The following is a 14,865-nucleotide window of genomic DNA, read 5'->3' as shown; positions in this document are numbered from 1 at the left end:
CCAGCCTTTAAGGGCGTGTGCGGCGAACGGGCGACACAATTCCGTGTGAACCCGCTCTGCCATCCTGCCCGCCCCCGTCATGGGATGCCTGCTTGCGCGCTGCCGGCCGACGCCGGACATCCTGCGCCCGGGTGTTGCGTGGCGGCGGGCCCGGTCCAGTCCGAAGCCACGCACAGAGAGGCGCATTCGGGTCACTGACGCGGCTCCGCGGGTGCGGTAGGGTCGAATGCCAGCTCTATGTCCATGGGGCGCGATAGCCCCGGGATATCGTATCCCTCGCCCTCGCAGCGCAGAACCGCGTTGCGCGCGGCCTCGAAGGCCTGCTTTTCGGCTTCGCCGACCGGACCGCCATTCGTCACCAGTTCGACGCGGTCCATGGCGATGTGCCCGTCACCATTAAGCTGGAAACGAACGGTCACGGGGGTCTGCGCCGCAGCGGTGCCGGGCCGAACTACCCAGCAGGGGAGGACGGCGCGCCTGAGTGCGTCGACAATATCAGCCGTCTCCGCGGCTTGATTCCGATCCTTCCCCTCTGATCGCGGCAGCGACCGCGGCAAGGGTGCCCCGGGCGCCTGCGGCGCCGAGGCAGACGGAGGTTCGGTCGAAGGCGCGGCAACGGGTGGAACCGACCCGCCCGGGGCAACGCCCACGAACAGCAGGCCGGCGAGAAACAGAAGCTCAAGCATCAGCGGCCCCGCATCTGGTCGGGGTTGAAGGTGATCTCGACCTGCCGCCAGCGCTCGTACTTCTCAGCGGGCATGTCATAGCCGCCCGACTGGCAGCGCAGGATCGCGCGGCGCGCGGCCTCGAACGCGGTGCGAGAGGCCGCGTCGGACCCACCCTCGGCATTCAGCATCCGGATCGAGGACGAAACGACCTGCCCGGTCCGCTCCATGTCGAAGCCGACGGTCACGGTGACGCTCGACGCCTCGGAGCCGACGTCGACCGTCCAGCACTGCTGCACCGCTACGCGCAGCGCGTCGCGCTCGCCCTGGGTCAGCGGCGGACCGGCGGGCGCGCCCTGGGTCGGCGCGGCGTCGGCCGCATCCGCTCCGCTGCCGGTTTCGGCGTTGGACTGGGCCAGCGCCTCGGCCACCGCGTCGGCGACCACGTCACGGCCCCCGGTCTCTTCCGCGGGCGTCTCGGGCTCGGGCTCCGATGCGGCTTCGGTCGTGCTGCCCGGCGTCTGCGGGGCAGGCTCGGGATCCGCCTCGGCTTCGGGCGCGGCGGCGGTTTGCGTCGGGCGCGCGGGCCGGGTGCGCGGACGCAGCGAGACCTCGGGCCCCTGCGGCGCCGGGGGCTCGGCTTCGGTCACGATCTCGGGCGCGGATTCCTCGGGCGCTGCGGGCTCTTCCTCCTCCACCGGCTCGGGTTCGGGCTCGAGCGCCTCTTCGGGCGGCGGCGGAGGTTCGTTGGCCTCGGGCGCGGTTTCGGCGTCGGGCGGCGGCGGTGGCGCGGGATCGGGCGACACGCGCGGCGCGGGACGCGGGCGCACGTCCGAAGGCGCCTCGGCGACCTCTTCGGCCGGAGGCGGGGCCAGCGGCTCGGGCGGCACGTCCGACACCTCGGCCTCGGGCGCAAGCTCGGGGATGGTTTCGGGTACCGGATCGGGTTCGGGCGCAGGCTCGGGCGTGGGCTCGGGCTGCGGCTCGGGCGTGGGTTCCTCGATCGCCTCGGGGGCGGGCTCTTCCGTGGCGGGGGGTGTCGGCGGCGGGGCCATGTCACCGATATCGGGGGCGACCTCGGGCGGCGTCTCCTCGACCGGTTGGTCCGTCGGCTCTTCGACCGGCTCGGTCGCGGGACCGGCGGCGGTCGGCTCTTCGGCGAGATCGGGCCGCGACAACGCCGCGAACTCCTCCTCGGACAGGATGGTGACTTCGGTGTTCTGCGTCGGCGGCAGCGGGTCGGCCCGGAACAGGCCCCCGAACAGCGCGAAGAGGATCAGCGCGGCGTGCAGCGCAAGAGAGGTTATCCAGCCCGTATCCAAGGACGGCTCCTCACTCGCCCTGCCCGTCGAGCCGCGGCCCGCCGGTATCCGTGACCAGCCCGATATTGGCAAAGCCCGCGCGGTTCAGCGCGCCCATCACCTGCACCACACGCTCGTAGGGGATCGAGCCGTCAGCCCGCAGGAAGATCTTGTTGCTCGACCGCTCGGCGGCAATGGCACGCAGCTGGCCGATCAGGTCCTCGGACTCGGTTTCGTTCGACATCAGCAGAACGCGGCCATCGGCGGTGAGCGTGATCGACAGCGGCTCTTCCTGTTCGGTGGGCAGCGACTGCGCCGCGGTCTGCGGCAGCTCGACCGGGACGCCCACGGTCAGAAGCGGCGCCGAGACCATGAAGATGATCAGCAGCACCAGCATCACGTCGACGAAGGGCGTGACGTTGATTTCCGCCATCGGCTGGGACCGGCCGCTGCGCCGGGTCCGGCGGCCGCCCTTGCCGCCCTTCGATATGACGCCCGCGCCCATGTCAGGCGTCCAGCTGGCGGCTGAGGATGGTCGAGAACTCGTCGGCGAAACTCTCGTAGCCCGCGACCAGACGGCCCTGTTCCGTCGACAGCTTGTTGTAGAAAATCACGGCCGGGATCGCGGCCAGCAGGCCGAGGCCGGTGGCCAGCAGCGCCTCGGCGATACCGGGCGCCACGACGGCGAGGTTGGTGTTCTGCGCCTCGGCGATCTCGATAAAGGCCGACATGATGCCCCAGACCGTGCCGAACAGCCCCACGAAGGGCGAGGTCGAGCCGACCGTCGCCAGCAGCGGCAGACCCTTTTCCAGGTCCTCGGACTGGTGGGCGATGGCGACATCCATCGACCGGTCGATGCGGGCCTGCGCGCCGGGGATCAGCGCGCCGTCGTCGCGGTGGCTGCGCTGCCATTCGGTCATGCCGGCGGCGAAAACCCCCGCCTGCCGGCCCGCAGGATCGGGACCGATCTGCTGGTAAAGCTCATCGAGCGGCTCGCCCGACCAGAAGGCCCGGTCGAAGCGCCGCGCTTCGCGCCGGGCGGCGCGAAAGGCGATGTGCTTCTGGATGATCACGGCCCAGGACCAGATCGACGCGATGATCAGCAGGATCATGACCAGCTTCACCGCGATGGTGGCACGGGCAAAGAGGCCCCACATGGAGAAGTCGATCTCCTGCGCAAGCACGAGTGTCTCGGTTTCCATCAATCACTGCTCTTTATTGTCGCGTTGCGCGTCTTTGCGGCGCGGATTGGGCGAAAGTCTAGCGCGAAAGCGACCCGACGCCAACACAACCGCGTCAGTGCCCGCGATATGGGCAAGGCCCTGCCGGTAGACGCGGGCGCGGAACGTGCGTTGCGGTGCCGTCGCCCTGCCCCTGCCGCCGCTTGCGGGGGCCGGTACGGGGGCCTTCAGACCGGCAGGTCGCGCAGCACCTGCGGCAGACGCACCGCGCGGCCGCCGGGCCCCATCGCAACCAGCGTGACCCGCGCGGCAAAAAGCGTGTCGTCCCCGCGCCGCACGGCCTGGGTCAGCACCAGCCGGGCGGGCCGCAGCTCGGACACCTCGGTCGAGACCTGCAGGATGTCGTCCAGATAGGCCGGGCGCAGGTAATCCGCCTCGATCCGGCGGACGACGAAGACGGTGCCGAATTCGCGCTGCATCCGCATCTGGTCGACGCCAAGGTCGCGCACCCAGTCGCTGCGGGCGCGTTCGATGAACTTCAGGAAATTGGCGTGGTAGACGATACCGCCCAGGTCCGTGTCCTCGTAGAACACGCGGGTCTCGAAGGCGTGGCTCATTGCGCGGCGGGCCCGGTCGGGGGTGACGTCGGGGTCGACGTCGGTGCCGGGGCTGCACCCGCGGCGATCCGCGCGGCCAGCCGCAGCGCGTGGGCGGGGTCCTGCGCCACGTCCGGCATCACCGGGTCCGAGGCGGCGCGGATCAGCTGCGCGATCTCGGCGCGCAGGACGGTGCCGCCCGCCGGCAGGGTGACCAGCGGCGACCGCGTCGCGAAGGCCTGGTCGGACCACAGAAGCGCGGCGCGCACGGCCTGGTCCAGCGCCAGGGCCTCGGCCGGCAGGGCGGCCATTTCGGCATCCATCCGCAGTAAGACGAAGCAGGCCCGGATCGCGCCCTGCGGATCGAAGCGGAAGCTGCGGTACTGCGTCGCCTGCGCCGCCGCCAGCCGCGCCGAAAGCCCTGCCGCATCGGGCAGCAGCCGGTCGAGGTCGGGCACGCCGGCCATCTCGTCCCAGTCGCGCAGGAAGAAGATCATCAGGTTGACGCCCAGCTCGCGGTCGGTGTCGGCGATGCCCTGCCGGTTCAGGCGGCCCACCGCCTCGATCGCGCCCTTGATGACCGGGATGGTCTCGTCCTCGACCCCGAAGACCACGGGCGCGAAGGGCCGGGCCCAGCGTGCGAAGGCATAGCTGCCGTCGGAACGGGTGAAATGCCGCGCGATCTCGTCGGGCCCGAAGGAAGGATCAGTCATGTCCTGCGCCTACCCTGCCCGGACCCGAGGCTGCAAGCCCTACCGGCACGCCCCGCTTTCAGACCCCGCGCCCGCTCACGACGCGGCGGCGCGCGCCCCGTGGCCCCTAGCCGCCGAAGAGGTCGCCGGTGCCGGGCGCCTTCGGCACGGGCAGGCCCAGATGCGCAAAGGCCCCCTGCGTCAGCATCCGCCCGCGCGGGCTGCGCTGGATCAGGCCCTGCTGCAACAGGTAGGGCTCGATCACCTCTTCCAGCGCATCGCGGCTTTCGCTCAGCGCGGCGGACAGGGTTTCGACCCCCACCGGGCCGCCGCCATAGGCCTCGGCGATCAGCCGCAGGTAGCGCCGGTCAGCCCCGTCGAGACCCAGCCGGTCAACGCCCAGCCGGGTCAGCGCGCTGTCGGCGATGTCGCGCGTCAGGCGCCCGTCGCCCTCGACCAGCGCGAAATCGACGACCCGGCGCAGAAGCCGCCCGGCGATCCGCGGCGTGCCGCGGGCCCGCGCCGCGATCTCGCGCGCGCCGTCGGGTTCGCAGGGGATGCCCAGCTTGCCCGCCCCCCGCGACACGATCCGGTGCAGCTCTTCGATCGAGTAGAACTGAAGCCGCACAGGAATGCCGAACCGGTCGCGCAGCGGCGTGGTCAGAAGCCCCAGCCGGGTCGTGGCGCCCACCAGCGTGAAGGGCTGAAGCTCGATCCGCACGGTGCGCGCCGCGGGGCCTTCGCCGATCACGAGGTCTAGCTCGAAATCCTCGAGCGCGGGGTAAAGCACCTCTTCCACCACCGGGTTCAGGCGGTGGATCTCGTCGATGAAGAGGACGTCGCGGGCCTCGAGATTGGTGAGGATCGCGGCAAGATCGCCGGCCTTGGCCAGCACCGGACCGCTGGTCATGCGGAAGTTCACGCCAAGCTCGCGCGCCATGATCTGCGCCAGCGTCGTCTTGCCCAGGCCGGGGGGGCCGTGGAACAGCACGTGGTCCATCGCCTGCGCCCGCATCCGCGCGCTTTCGATGAAGACGCGCAGGTTGGCCCGAGCCTCGGCCTGGCCGATGAAATCGTCCAGCGTTTCGGGGCGCAGGGCGCGGTCGTCCTCGGGCAGCGGCGCGGGGCGCAGGGTCGGATCGGGGCTGTCACTCATGGCGTGTCCCTCGGGGGGTTATCCCTTGGGCGCCAGACGGCGCAGCGCAAGGCGGATCATCGCGGCGGTGTCGTCGGGCCCGGCCTCGTCCGACACCTCGGCCACGGCGCGCGCCGCCTCGGACGGGGCATAGCCCAGGTTGGACAGCGCCGAAAGCGCCTCGGACTGGGCCGCGCCGCGGGGGGACGGCGCCGGAGATGGAGCGGGCGACGGGGCGCCGGTGGCGGGCTCGATCACCTCGCCCGGCTCGTCTTGCGGAGTGGCGGGCGCGGGGGCGGCGCCTGCGGGCGTCATCGCCATCACGGCGGGCGCCTTGTCCTTGAGTTCGTTAACGATCCGCTGGGCCAGCTTCGGGCCGACACCGGGGGCGGCGCGGACCGACGCCGCATCGCCCAGCGCGATCGCCCGCCCCACCCCGTCGGGGCCCAGGGTGCCCAGGATCGCCATCGACGCCTTCGACCCCACGCCCTGCACCGAAGTCAGCAGGCGGTGCCACTCCTTCTCGATCAGGGTGGGAAAGCCCACGAGCTGCAGCAGATCCTCGCGCACGATCATCTCGGTATAAAGCGCCGCGGCCTCGCCCGGCCCGGGCAGGGTCGCCAGCGTCCGGTCCGAGACGTAGACGATGTAGCCCACGCCGCGCACGTCGATCAGAACATGGTCGGGACCGCGATGATCGATCCGCCCTGCAATGCGCCCGATCATGCCGCGCCCCGCCCTGACGTGTGCCGGCCTTGTCCCGTCGCGGGTCCCGCCCGCCCCGATCTCCGCCCTGCGGCACGGCCCGCGACCTCGGCCGGGGCCGCGGGGGTACGGCTGTGGAAGGCATGGCAAAGCGCGATGGCCAGCGCGTCGGCCGCGTCCGAGCCCACGGGCACCGCGCCGGGCAGCTGCATCCGCACCATGTGGTCGATCTGGCGCTTGTCGGCATGGCCCACGCCGACGACCGTCTTCTTGACCGCGTTCGGCGCGTATTCACCGACCGCCAGTCCGGCCTGTGCCAGTGCCAGCAGAGCGACGCCGCGGGCCTGCCCCAGCTTCAGCGTGCCGGCGCCGTCACGGTTGACGAAGGTCTGCTCGATGGCGGCCCGCCCGGGGGCCTGCTCGGAGATCACCGCGCTCAGCCGCCGATGCAGGCTGAGAAGCCTGTCGGCCAGCACCGTGCCCTCGGGCTTGATCTGTCCGTTCGCGACGTGCCTGATTCGGCTGCCATCGACCTCGATCACCCCCCAACCGAGGCATGTGAGGCCCGGATCGATGCCTAGTATCCGCATATCCCTGCTCGCTTTATCGCGTGTTTTACAGATCGCTAGCACGAAACGCGAACATCCGCCAACCGCAAAGCGGCGCTTTTTCGACCGGAGTTCCCTAGCGTCGCGGTGCGTTTGCGACCCAAGCGATCCGTTTTGCGGCATCCGCCGCGCAGGTCGTTGAAGACCAGCTTACAGATCCGAAAGCGACGCTTGAGAGGCGGCGCTAACTGCATGGCTGAGATGCAAAAAACGCGTATTGATCGGGCTCTCGAGCCCGGCTACGGCGCCTAAATAAGCACGACGCGAACACTTGACCTGTAGGAGCTCCATCATGGCCTTTATCGACACCACCCGCACCCCCAGCGACGTCCGCATCTCGTCGGGCGCCCTGCTTCGCATGACCCGCCGGTCGGTTGCGAACCTGAAGGCCTGGAACACGTCGCGTCAGACCCGCAAGATGCTCAGCTCGCTCAGCGATCAGGCCCTGGACGATATCGGCCTGAGCCGCAAGGACATCGCCCGGGTGTCCGGCTACCGCTGATCCCACGCTTCGGCGTTCGGCGCAAGGGCCGCACCTCCTGCTCCGGGGTGCGGCCCTTTTTCGTGCGCAGGTCCCCGGGCACGGGTTCCGGTGCGCAGAGGCGGACGCTCGGGCGCAGATCCCGGGGGCGGTGCGTGTCCGGGTCAGGGCAGCATCGGTTCAAGATGCGCGGCGGCGGTCAGGGTCAAGTCGTCCGGCGTCAGCACCCATGCCCCGGCCCGATCCAGCGCCGATCCCTGCCACAGCCGGTCGACCCTGCCGGCATAGTCCTCGGCCCCGAAATGGGCGAGGAACACCGTCTTGACGATCAGGGCGCAGGCCAGCGCGGCGGCGAGACCGGTCCAGGGAAAGGCGAAGCGTCTGCGTTGCGCCCGCGCCTCGATCCGGCCGTCGGGCAAGACGCGGGCCGTGGATCCGCGCGCCAGCCTTGCGTGCCGCGCAGCGATGCGCGCCTTGCGCTCTTCGAACGTCTGTCGTTGCGTGTCGTCCGGCATGCGGAAGTATCCGTCGTGTTGGCCCCCACCAACGATGACCAGAATACGGCGAATTTGCGACGAGGCAAGGCCCCTTGTGGCGAAATTGGGGCAGGAAGGGGCGCGCGCCTTCGAAAGACACCCGTCTCCGCCCGCCCGGTCAGCCAGCGCTTCCGGTCAGCCCGTCAGCCCCGTCAGGCGGCGCGTCGCAGGACCAGCGTTGTCCAGTCGCCGATCTCGTCACGGTGCACCGGGGTGAAGCCCGCGTCGACATAGGCGGCCTGCACCTCGTCGGCCTGAGGGTTCAGAAGGCCCGACAGGATCACCTGCCCGCCGGTCGCCGTGTGTTGCGCCATCTCGGGCGCCAGATCGATCAGCGGGCCCTTGAGGATGTTGGCAAACACCAGGTCGAAGGGGCCGGCGGCCTGCAGGTCGGGATGGTCGAAGCCCGTCGCCTCGAGACAGCTCACCCGACCCTCCAGATCATTGACGCACAGGTTGGCCTCGGCCACTTCGACCGCGACGGCGTCGATGTCCGAGGCGTAGATCGGCACCTGCCACGTCTTGGCCGCGGCCATGGCCAGCACCGCGGTGCCACACCCGATATCGGCGACGTTGCGCGGCGTCTCGCCCGCCTCGATCATCCGGTCGAGCGCGCGCAGGCAGCCCAGCGTGGTGCCGTGGTGCCCGGTTCCGAAGGCCATCGCCGCCTCGATCAGCAGCGCGACGCGCCCCTCGGGCACACGCGCGGAATCGTGGCTGCCATAGACGAAGAAGCGCCCCGCCTCGACGGGGACGAGTTCGCGGCGCACCTTGGCGACCCAGTCGATCTCTGGCAGCTCGGACACCGCGAAGGCCTGCGCGCCATAGGCGGCAGCCAGAAGCGCCAGGGCGGTTTCGTCGGGCTGTTCGGTGAAGTAGCCGCCGACCTCCCACAGGCCCGAGCCGTCCTCCATCTCGAAGACCCCCACCCCCTCGGGCGCGGGGTCGAGCTCGTCGAGCGCGGCGCCAAGCCCTTCGGCAGCGTCCTGTCCTGTCAGCGTCGTCAAAGCGGTGAAGGTGGGCATCGGCGGTCCTTTCCTCGGCCGCCCGCTCCCTAGGGCGCGCCGCGCAGCTTGTCCAGCCGCGCGGATCCCGGGCGTCCTGATCTCGTCACGAGATCCCCCAACGGCCGCCCGCCGGATCCCTGGCGGACGGGACGCAGGCGGCCACCGGGGGCGGGCCGCTTGACCCTTAGCAAATCGGCCCGGCCTTAGGACCCCGCGGCGACGCCGGTACCGATCGGGCAGGTCACGCCGGTCCCGCCGATACCGCAATAGCCGCCCGGGTTCTTGGCGAGGTATTGCTGGTGGTAATCCTCGGCGAAGTAGAAGGTGGGCGCCGGGCGGATCTCGGTCGTGGGGGCATCAAAGCCCTTCTCGGCCAGCCGCTTGGCAAAGACCTCGCGGCTGTCTTGTGCCGCCTTTGCCTGAGCGTCCGAGAAGGTATAGATGCCTGAGCGGTACTGCGTGCCCACGTCGTTACCCTGCCGCATGCCCTGGGTGGGGTCGTGCCCCTCCCAGAAGACCTTGAGCAGATCCTCGTAGCTGGTCCGGGCGGGGTCGTAGATCACGCGCACCACCTCGTTATGACCGGTCTGCCCGGTGCAGACCTCCTGGTAGGTCGGGTTCGGCGTGTAGCCCCCCGCGTAGCCCACCATGGTGACGTGCACGCCGGGCAGCTTCCAGAACATCCGTTCGACGCCCCAGAAACAGCCCATGCCGAACACCGCCTGCTCCATGCCCTGCGGCACGTCGGCGGTCAGCGGCTGGCCGTTGACGAAATGCGTCTCGGCGGTGGGGATCGGGGCAGCCCGGCCCGGAAGCGCATCGCCTTCCGAAACCATCTCGGCCTTCTTGCGCATGAACAGGTTCATCGGGGTATCCTCCGAAGTCAAAGGGGGTTGGCCCGTAATATAGGCACGCCTGCCGCATCCACCAGCCCTGCCCCGTCGCCACCCGCGGGGGCTCCGTCTCCTAGAGAAAGCTCTGCGGATCGATATCGACGGCAAGGCGCAGGTTGGTGGGCGGCTTCAGCTGCGAAATCCAGTCGGCCAGCGCGGCCTGGAAGGGCGTGCCCTTGTCGGCCTTGACCAGCAACCGCACGCGGTGACGCCCCCGGATCCGGGCGATGGGGGCGGGCGCGGGGCCGAAGACCTGCGCCCCGATCCGGCGCAGAGGCGCGTCGCGCCGCGCCAGTTCCGAGGCGAAATCGAACACCTCGCCCACCTCGGTCGAGGACAGCACGATGCCGGCCATGCGTCCGAAGGGCGGCATCCCGGCCGCCCGCCTCTCGTCCGCCTCGGCGCGCCAGAAGCCCTCTTCGTCGCCCGACAGGATCGCCCGGATCACCGCATGTTCGGGCTGGAACGTCTGAAGCAGCGCCTGACCGGGCTTTTCGGCCCGCCCCGCGCGGCCCGCGACCTGGCGCATCAGCTGGAACGTCCGCTCGGCCGCGCGCAGGTCGGACCCCTGCAGCCCAAGATCGGCGTCAATCACCCCCACCAGCGTCAGCAGGGGGAAATTGTGCCCCTTGGCGACGATCTGGGTGCCGATGATGATGTCGGCCTGCCCCGCGGCGATGCCTTCGATCTCGGCCTTGAGCGCGCGGGACGACCCGAAGAGGTCCGACGACAGAAGCGAGATCCGCGCGCCGGGGAAAGCCTCGGCCGCCTCTTCGGCCAGCCGTTCGACGCCGGGGCCCACGGGGGCCAGCCGCCCCTCTGCCCCGCAGGAGGGGCAGGCCTCGGGGATCGGCTTGCTTTCGCCGCACTGGTGGCAGATCAGCCGCTTGAGGAACCGGTGTTCGACCATCCGCGCGTCGCAGTGGTCGCAGCCGATCTGCTGGCCGCAGGCCCGGCACAGCGTCACCGGCGCATAGCCGCGGCGGTTGAGGAACAGAAGCGCCTGCTCCCCCTTTTCCATGCGTGCGCGCACCGCATCCGCCAGCGTCGGCGAGATCCAGTGCGATCCCGGCAGATCCTCGGTCCGCATGTCGAGGGCATGCAGTTCGGGCATCACCGCCGTGCCGAAACGGGACGCGAGATCCAGCCGGCGGTACTTCCCCGCCTCGGCGTTCACCCATGTTTCCAGCGACGGCGTGGCCGAGGCCAGAACAACCTGCGCGCTGCAAAGCGAGGCACGTAGCACCGCCATGTCGCGGGCATTGTAAAGCACGCCGTCCTCCTGCTTGTAGGAGGTGTCGTGCTCCTCATCGACGACGATGAGGCCAAGGTCGCGATAGGGCAGGAACAGCGCCGAGCGGGCGCCGACGACAAGGCTTGCCCCGCCCTCGCCCACCATGCGCCAGCAGCGGCGGCGTTCGGTCATGGTGACGCCCGAATGCCATTCGGCGGGCCGGGCGCCGAAGCGGTCCTGCACCCGGGTCAGGAACTCGGACGTCAGCGCGATCTCGGGCAACAGCACCAGCGCCTGCCGACCCTGCCGCAGGCATTCGGCCACGGCCTCCATGTAGACCTCGGTCTTGCCCGACCCGGTGACCCCGCGCAGCATGGTGGTGCCGTAGCGGCCCGAGCCGACGGCCTCGCGCAGCATCGTCGCGCCGGCCTCCTGATCGGGGGTCAGCTCGACGCTGGGCAGATCGGGGTCGAGCCATGGATAGGGCGTGTCGCGGGGGCTGTCCTCTTCGAGGATGGCGCCCGCCTTGACCAGCCCCTTCACCACGGACGAGGTGACGCCCGCGGCATCCGACAGCTCCTTGAGCGTCACCGCCGCGCCGCCCCATTCGTCCAGCGCCTCCATCACCCGCGTGCGGGCATCCGTCATCCGGTCGGGCGCGCCGTCGCCCCGCCGCAGCACCCGCCGCATCGTGGGCGCCCCGCCAAGGCCCGGTGCCCGCGTCGCCAGCCGCAGCATCGCGGGCAGCGGCGTCAGGGTATAGTCGGCAGCCTTCAGGATGAACTCACGCATCTCCGCCCGCATCGGCGCGGCGTCGAGCACGCGGTTCACGGGCCGCAGCCGCGCCGCGTCGAAGCCGCCCTCGCCCGGGCCCCAGACCACGCCCAGCACCCGCCGCGGGCCCAGCGGGACCTCGACGAAGGCGCCGTCCCAGCAGCCGCCCTCGGGAGCCCGGTAATCGAGCGGGCCCGGCAGCGGCTGGGTGGTCAGCACGGCGATGCGCGCGCCCTCTTCGTAATGGCCTGGCTGGGGCAAGGCGTCCCTCATCTTCTCTTTCCTAGTTGCCACGCGGATGCGGGGCCGTCCATGCGCTCTGTCAGGCGGGCCTCGGCGCCCCACCACGCCGCGCGCTTTGCGACAAAGCGGTTTCGCCGCCTGCCGGGCTGCGATATGACGGCGCTAACGCGCCCGGCCCCGCGCGGCCGGAGTGCCCGATATAGTCAGGAGGACGCCAAGATGAAATTCTTCGTCGATACCGCGGACGTGGACGCGATCCGCGAGCTTCTCGCGCTGAACATGGTGGACGGGGTCACGACCAACCCCTCGCTGATCATGAAGGCCGGCCGCGACATCAAGGAAGTGACGGCCGAGATCTGCTCGATCGTCGATGGCCCCGTCAGCGCCGAAACCGTCGCGCTCGATGCCGAGGGCATGATCGCCGAGGGCCGCGAGCTGCGCAAGATCGCCGACAACATCGCCGTCAAGGTGCCGCTGACCTGGGACGGCCTGCGCGCCTGCAAGGTGCTGTCGGACGAAGGCTATATGGTCAACGTCACGCTCTGCTTCTCGGCCAACCAGGCGCTGCTGGCGGCGAAGGCGGGGGCGACCTTCATCTCGCCCTTCATCGGCCGGCTGGACGACCTGAACCTCGACGGGATGGAGCTGATCCGCGAGATCCGCACCATCTACGACAACTACGGCTTCGAGACGCAGATCCTCGCCGCCTCGATCCGCACCGCCAACCACATGAAGGACGCCGCCCTGATCGGTGCCGACGTCGCCACCGCCCCGCCGAAAGTGATCCAGGCGATGGCCGGCCACGCGCTGACCGACAAGGGGATCGAGACCTTCCTGAAGGACTGGGAATCGACGGGTCAGAAGATCCTCTGATCGTCCCGCCCCGCAGCGGTCAGGACCGGCCCCGGCATCGCCCGCGGCCGGTCCTTTGCGTTGCGGGGGGCGCCTCCTCCGTCACCCCAGCCGGTCGCAGGGTCCGCGGGACGGAATGCAACGCTTGGAAATAAGCTGCGAAAAAGGGCTGCGCAAAGCGCGCGGGCTCGGGGTATAGTGGCGCCCATCGAGCAAACGATACATAAAAACAAGGGGCCGGAATGGGCAATACCGCCTTGATCGAGGATGATCTGCGCAAGCGCATCATCTCTGAACCAGACGTGATTCTCGAAGACATAGACCTGATGCGCGCGCTCGTCGCCGCAAATGAGCGTGCGCTCGGCAGCAATGTCGTGGACCTGCGCGGCATCGCGATGGAGCGGCTGGAAGCCCGGCTCGACCGGCTCGAGGACACCCACCGCTCCGTCATCGCGGCGGCCTACGAGAACCTCGCCTCGACCAATCAGGTGCACCGGGCGATCCTGACGATGATGGAGCCGTCGACCTTCGAAAGCTTCGTGCAGAATCTCGGTCGCAACGTCGCCGAAACGCTGCGTGTGGATTCCGTGCGCCTGGTTCTCGAAACGCAGGACTCCGAAGAGGACGAGACCGCGCGCAAGCTGGACGACGTGCTGTCGCTGGCGCCTCCGGGCTTCGTCGCCTCCTACCTCGCGCCGGGGCGCGACGGTCCCGACCGGCAGGTGACGCTGCGCCAGTCCGACCGGCTGGACGCGTCGGTGCACGGCGACCGCGCCGCGTGGCTGCGGTCCGAGGCCTGCCTGAAGCTCGACCTCGGGCGTGGCCGTATGCCGGGAATGCTGGCGCTTGGCGCCGAGGATCCCAACCAGTTCTCGCCGGCGCAGGGGACCGAGCTGCTCGGCTTTTTCTGCGGCGTGTTCGAGCGGTGCCTGAGGAACTGGCTGGCGTGATCTCGCCCGCGCTGCGCGACGCCGTGGCGCGCTGGCTCGAAGGGCTGGCGGCGCTGGACGGCGCCGCCCCCGCCACGGTCGAGGCCTACCGCGCCGATGTTCTGGGCTGGCTGGAGTTCCTGCAGACCCACCGCGGCGGGGCCTCGGGCCTCGGTCCCGTGGCCGACACCACCCTGCCCGAGATGCGGGCGTGGATGGCGCATGAACGCGGCCGCGGGCTGCAGGCGCGCTCGCTCGCCCGGGCGCTGTCGGCGGTCAAGGGCTTCGCCCGCTGGATCGCCGAACGCGAGGGGCACGACGTCACCGCCATCCTGTCGGCCCGGGCACCCAAGTTCCAGCGCAAGCTGCCACGCCCGCTGGACGAAGACGCCGCCCGGGCGATGATCGACACGGTCGAGATGCAGGCGCCGCAGGGCTGGGCCGCGGCGCGGGACGTGGCCGTCGTCACCGTGCTCTACGGCTGCGGGCTGCGGATTTCCGAGGCGCTGTCGCTCAGGGGCCGCGACAACCCGCTTCCCGATACCCTGCGCATCCGGGGCAAGGGCGGGCGCGAACGGGTGGTGCCCGTGCTTCCCGCCGCGCGCGACGCCGTCGCCGCCTATGCCAAGCTCTGCCCGCACGAGCTGACGCCCGGGGCGCCGCTGTTCCGCGGGGTCCGCGGCGGCGCCCTGTCGCCGCGCCTCGTGCAGCGGGTGATGGAGAATGCGCGGATGCAGCTGGGCCTGCCCGCCACCGTGACCCCCCACGCGATGCGGCACAGCTTCGCCACCCACCTTCTGGGCGCCGGCGGCGACCTGCGCGCGATCCAGGAGCTTCTGGGCCATGCCTCGCTTTCCACCACGCAGGGCTATACCGCGGTCGACACCGCGCGCCTGATGGAGGTCTACCACAGCGCACATCCCCGGCGCTGAGGCACCGTCCCCTCCACCGACCCCCGCGCCCCGGCGGCGCGCTCCCCGCGCCGCCGCCCGAGCCTCGGCGCCCGCCTGCCCCGGCCGAACCCGCAGCGCAT

The 14,865-nt window shown here is 70.5% G+C and carries 17 protein-coding genes; 4 read left to right on the top strand and 13 right to left on the bottom strand.

The features are described 5' to 3' along the window. Positions 1-191: 191 nt before the first annotated feature. From EKE94_RS06165 to ruvC, 9 genes are all read right to left on the bottom strand, one after another. Positions 192-419, bottom strand: coding sequence for a hypothetical protein (locus EKE94_RS06165; RefSeq protein WP_127905732.1), 228 nt, complete (start codon positions 417-419; stop codon positions 192-194). Positions 420-685: 266 nt separating this feature from the next. Further along, positions 686-1,987, bottom strand: a complete 1,302-nt coding sequence (locus EKE94_RS06160) for a cell envelope biogenesis protein TolA (protein WP_164870846.1) — start codon at positions 1,985-1,987, stop codon at positions 686-688. Positions 1,988-1,997: 10 nt separating this feature from the next. Continuing rightward, the gene (tolR, locus tag EKE94_RS06155) at positions 1,998-2,471 is read right to left on the bottom strand and encodes a protein TolR (protein ID WP_127905731.1); all 474 of its coding nucleotides are present in this window, start codon (positions 2,469-2,471) and stop codon (positions 1,998-2,000) included. Position 2,472: 1 nt separating this feature from the next. After that, on the bottom strand, positions 2,473-3,168 hold the full coding sequence (gene tolQ, locus EKE94_RS06150; protein ID WP_127905730.1) for a protein TolQ: 696 nt from the start codon (positions 3,166-3,168) through the stop codon (positions 2,473-2,475). A 206-nt stretch (positions 3,169-3,374) separates the two neighbouring features. Then, positions 3,375-3,764: a tol-pal system-associated acyl-CoA thioesterase gene (gene ybgC, locus EKE94_RS06145; RefSeq protein WP_127905729.1), complete on the bottom strand. Its 390-nt coding sequence runs from the start codon at positions 3,762-3,764 to the stop codon at positions 3,375-3,377. Continuing rightward, positions 3,761-4,456 carry a hypothetical protein gene (locus EKE94_RS06140; RefSeq protein WP_127905728.1) on the bottom strand — a complete coding sequence of 232 codons (696 nt, stop codon included), beginning with the start codon at positions 4,454-4,456 and terminating at the stop codon, positions 3,761-3,763. Before EKE94_RS06140 ends, ybgC begins: the two co-directional genes overlap by 4 nt. A 106-nt stretch (positions 4,457-4,562) precedes the next feature. After that, positions 4,563-5,591 (bottom strand): Holliday junction branch migration DNA helicase RuvB, encoded by a 1,029-nt coding sequence (gene ruvB, locus EKE94_RS06135; protein WP_127905727.1) that lies wholly within the window; start codon positions 5,589-5,591, stop codon positions 4,563-4,565. A gap of 18 nt (positions 5,592-5,609) precedes the next feature. Beyond that, a complete protein-coding gene (ruvA, locus tag EKE94_RS06130) occupies positions 5,610-6,296 on the bottom strand; it encodes a Holliday junction branch migration protein RuvA (protein ID WP_127905726.1) in 687 nt (228 codons plus the stop codon). Further along, on the bottom strand, positions 6,293-6,865 hold the full coding sequence (gene ruvC, locus EKE94_RS06125) for a crossover junction endodeoxyribonuclease RuvC (RefSeq protein ID WP_127905725.1): 573 nt from the start codon (positions 6,863-6,865) through the stop codon (positions 6,293-6,295). Before ruvC ends, ruvA begins: the two co-directional genes overlap by 4 nt. A gap of 310 nt (positions 6,866-7,175) precedes the next feature. Between ruvC and EKE94_RS06120 the strand changes: the two genes are divergently transcribed. Then, positions 7,176-7,385: a DUF1127 domain-containing protein gene (locus EKE94_RS06120; RefSeq protein WP_127905724.1), complete on the top strand. Its 210-nt coding sequence runs from the start codon at positions 7,176-7,178 to the stop codon at positions 7,383-7,385. Between the two features lie 143 nt (positions 7,386-7,528). Here EKE94_RS06120 and EKE94_RS06115 read toward each other — a convergent pair whose 3' ends face one another. From EKE94_RS06115 to EKE94_RS06100, 4 genes are all read right to left on the bottom strand, one after another. Continuing rightward, entirely contained in the window at positions 7,529-7,879 is a 351-nt protein-coding gene (locus EKE94_RS06115) for a hypothetical protein (protein ID WP_127905723.1), read from the bottom strand. Between the two features lie 173 nt (positions 7,880-8,052). Beyond that, positions 8,053-8,925: a 50S ribosomal protein L11 methyltransferase gene (locus tag EKE94_RS06110; RefSeq protein ID WP_127905722.1), complete on the bottom strand. Its 873-nt coding sequence runs from the start codon at positions 8,923-8,925 to the stop codon at positions 8,053-8,055. A gap of 185 nt (positions 8,926-9,110) precedes the next feature. Next, the gene (gene msrA, locus EKE94_RS06105) at positions 9,111-9,773 is read right to left on the bottom strand and encodes a peptide-methionine (S)-S-oxide reductase MsrA (protein WP_127905721.1); all 663 of its coding nucleotides are present in this window, start codon (positions 9,771-9,773) and stop codon (positions 9,111-9,113) included. Positions 9,774-9,873: 100 nt separating this feature from the next. Next, entirely contained in the window at positions 9,874-12,081 is a 2,208-nt protein-coding gene (locus EKE94_RS06100) for a primosomal protein N' (protein WP_127905720.1), read from the bottom strand. A 189-nt stretch (positions 12,082-12,270) separates the two neighbouring features. Between EKE94_RS06100 and fsa the strand changes: the two genes are divergently transcribed. The 3 genes from fsa to EKE94_RS06085 all read left to right on the top strand — a co-directional run bounded on the left by fsa (position 12,271) and on the right by EKE94_RS06085 (position 14,764). Beyond that, a complete protein-coding gene (fsa, locus tag EKE94_RS06095; RefSeq protein ID WP_127905719.1) occupies positions 12,271-12,924 on the top strand; it encodes a fructose-6-phosphate aldolase in 654 nt (217 codons plus the stop codon). 221 nt (positions 12,925-13,145) lie between these two features. Continuing rightward, a complete protein-coding gene (locus EKE94_RS06090; protein ID WP_127905718.1) occupies positions 13,146-13,853 on the top strand; it encodes a DUF484 family protein in 708 nt (235 codons plus the stop codon). Continuing rightward, positions 13,850-14,764 carry a tyrosine recombinase XerC gene (locus EKE94_RS06085; protein ID WP_206615040.1) on the top strand — a complete coding sequence of 305 codons (915 nt, stop codon included), beginning with the start codon at positions 13,850-13,852 and terminating at the stop codon, positions 14,762-14,764. The genes EKE94_RS06090 and EKE94_RS06085 overlap by 4 nt, the downstream gene beginning before the upstream one ends. Positions 14,765-14,865 lie beyond the last annotated feature (101 nt).

The organism is Mesobaculum littorinae (assembly GCF_004011175.1).
Lineage (GTDB): Bacteria > Pseudomonadota > Alphaproteobacteria > Rhodobacterales > Rhodobacteraceae > Tranquillimonas > Tranquillimonas littorinae.
The sequence above is the reverse complement of the archived record's forward strand: the minus strand, read 5'-3'. Positions and strand labels throughout refer to the sequence as shown.

Excerpts from the sequence above, each read along its gene's own strand:
- EKE94_RS06120 (WP_127905724.1), top strand. The coding sequence starts at position 7,176 with ATGGCCTTTATCGACACCACCCGCACCCCCAGCGACGTCCGCATCTCG.
- fsa (WP_127905719.1), top strand. The coding sequence starts at position 12,271 with ATGAAATTCTTCGTCGATACCGCGGACGTGGACGCGATCCGCGAGCTT.
- ruvB (WP_127905727.1), bottom strand. The coding sequence starts at position 5,591 with ATGAGTGACAGCCCCGATCCGACCCTGCGCCCCGCGCCGCTGCCCGAG.
- ruvC (WP_127905725.1), bottom strand. The coding sequence starts at position 6,865 with ATGCGGATACTAGGCATCGATCCGGGCCTCACATGCCTCGGTTGGGGG.
- ruvA (WP_127905726.1), bottom strand. The coding sequence starts at position 6,296 with ATGATCGGGCGCATTGCAGGGCGGATCGATCATCGCGGTCCCGACCAT.
- EKE94_RS06110 (WP_127905722.1), bottom strand. The coding sequence starts at position 8,925 with ATGCCCACCTTCACCGCTTTGACGACGCTGACAGGACAGGACGCTGCC.
- EKE94_RS06100 (WP_127905720.1), bottom strand. The coding sequence starts at position 12,081 with ATGAGGGACGCCTTGCCCCAGCCAGGCCATTACGAAGAGGGCGCGCGC.
- tolQ (WP_127905730.1), bottom strand. The coding sequence starts at position 3,168 with ATGGAAACCGAGACACTCGTGCTTGCGCAGGAGATCGACTTCTCCATG.
- EKE94_RS06140 (WP_127905728.1), bottom strand. The coding sequence starts at position 4,456 with ATGACTGATCCTTCCTTCGGGCCCGACGAGATCGCGCGGCATTTCACC.
- EKE94_RS06115 (WP_127905723.1), bottom strand. The coding sequence starts at position 7,879 with ATGCCGGACGACACGCAACGACAGACGTTCGAAGAGCGCAAGGCGCGC.
- ybgC (WP_127905729.1), bottom strand. The coding sequence starts at position 3,764 with ATGAGCCACGCCTTCGAGACCCGCGTGTTCTACGAGGACACGGACCTG.
- msrA (WP_127905721.1), bottom strand. The coding sequence starts at position 9,773 with ATGAACCTGTTCATGCGCAAGAAGGCCGAGATGGTTTCGGAAGGCGAT.
- tolR (WP_127905731.1), bottom strand. The coding sequence starts at position 2,471 with ATGGGCGCGGGCGTCATATCGAAGGGCGGCAAGGGCGGCCGCCGGACC.
- EKE94_RS06090 (WP_127905718.1), top strand. The coding sequence starts at position 13,146 with ATGGGCAATACCGCCTTGATCGAGGATGATCTGCGCAAGCGCATCATC.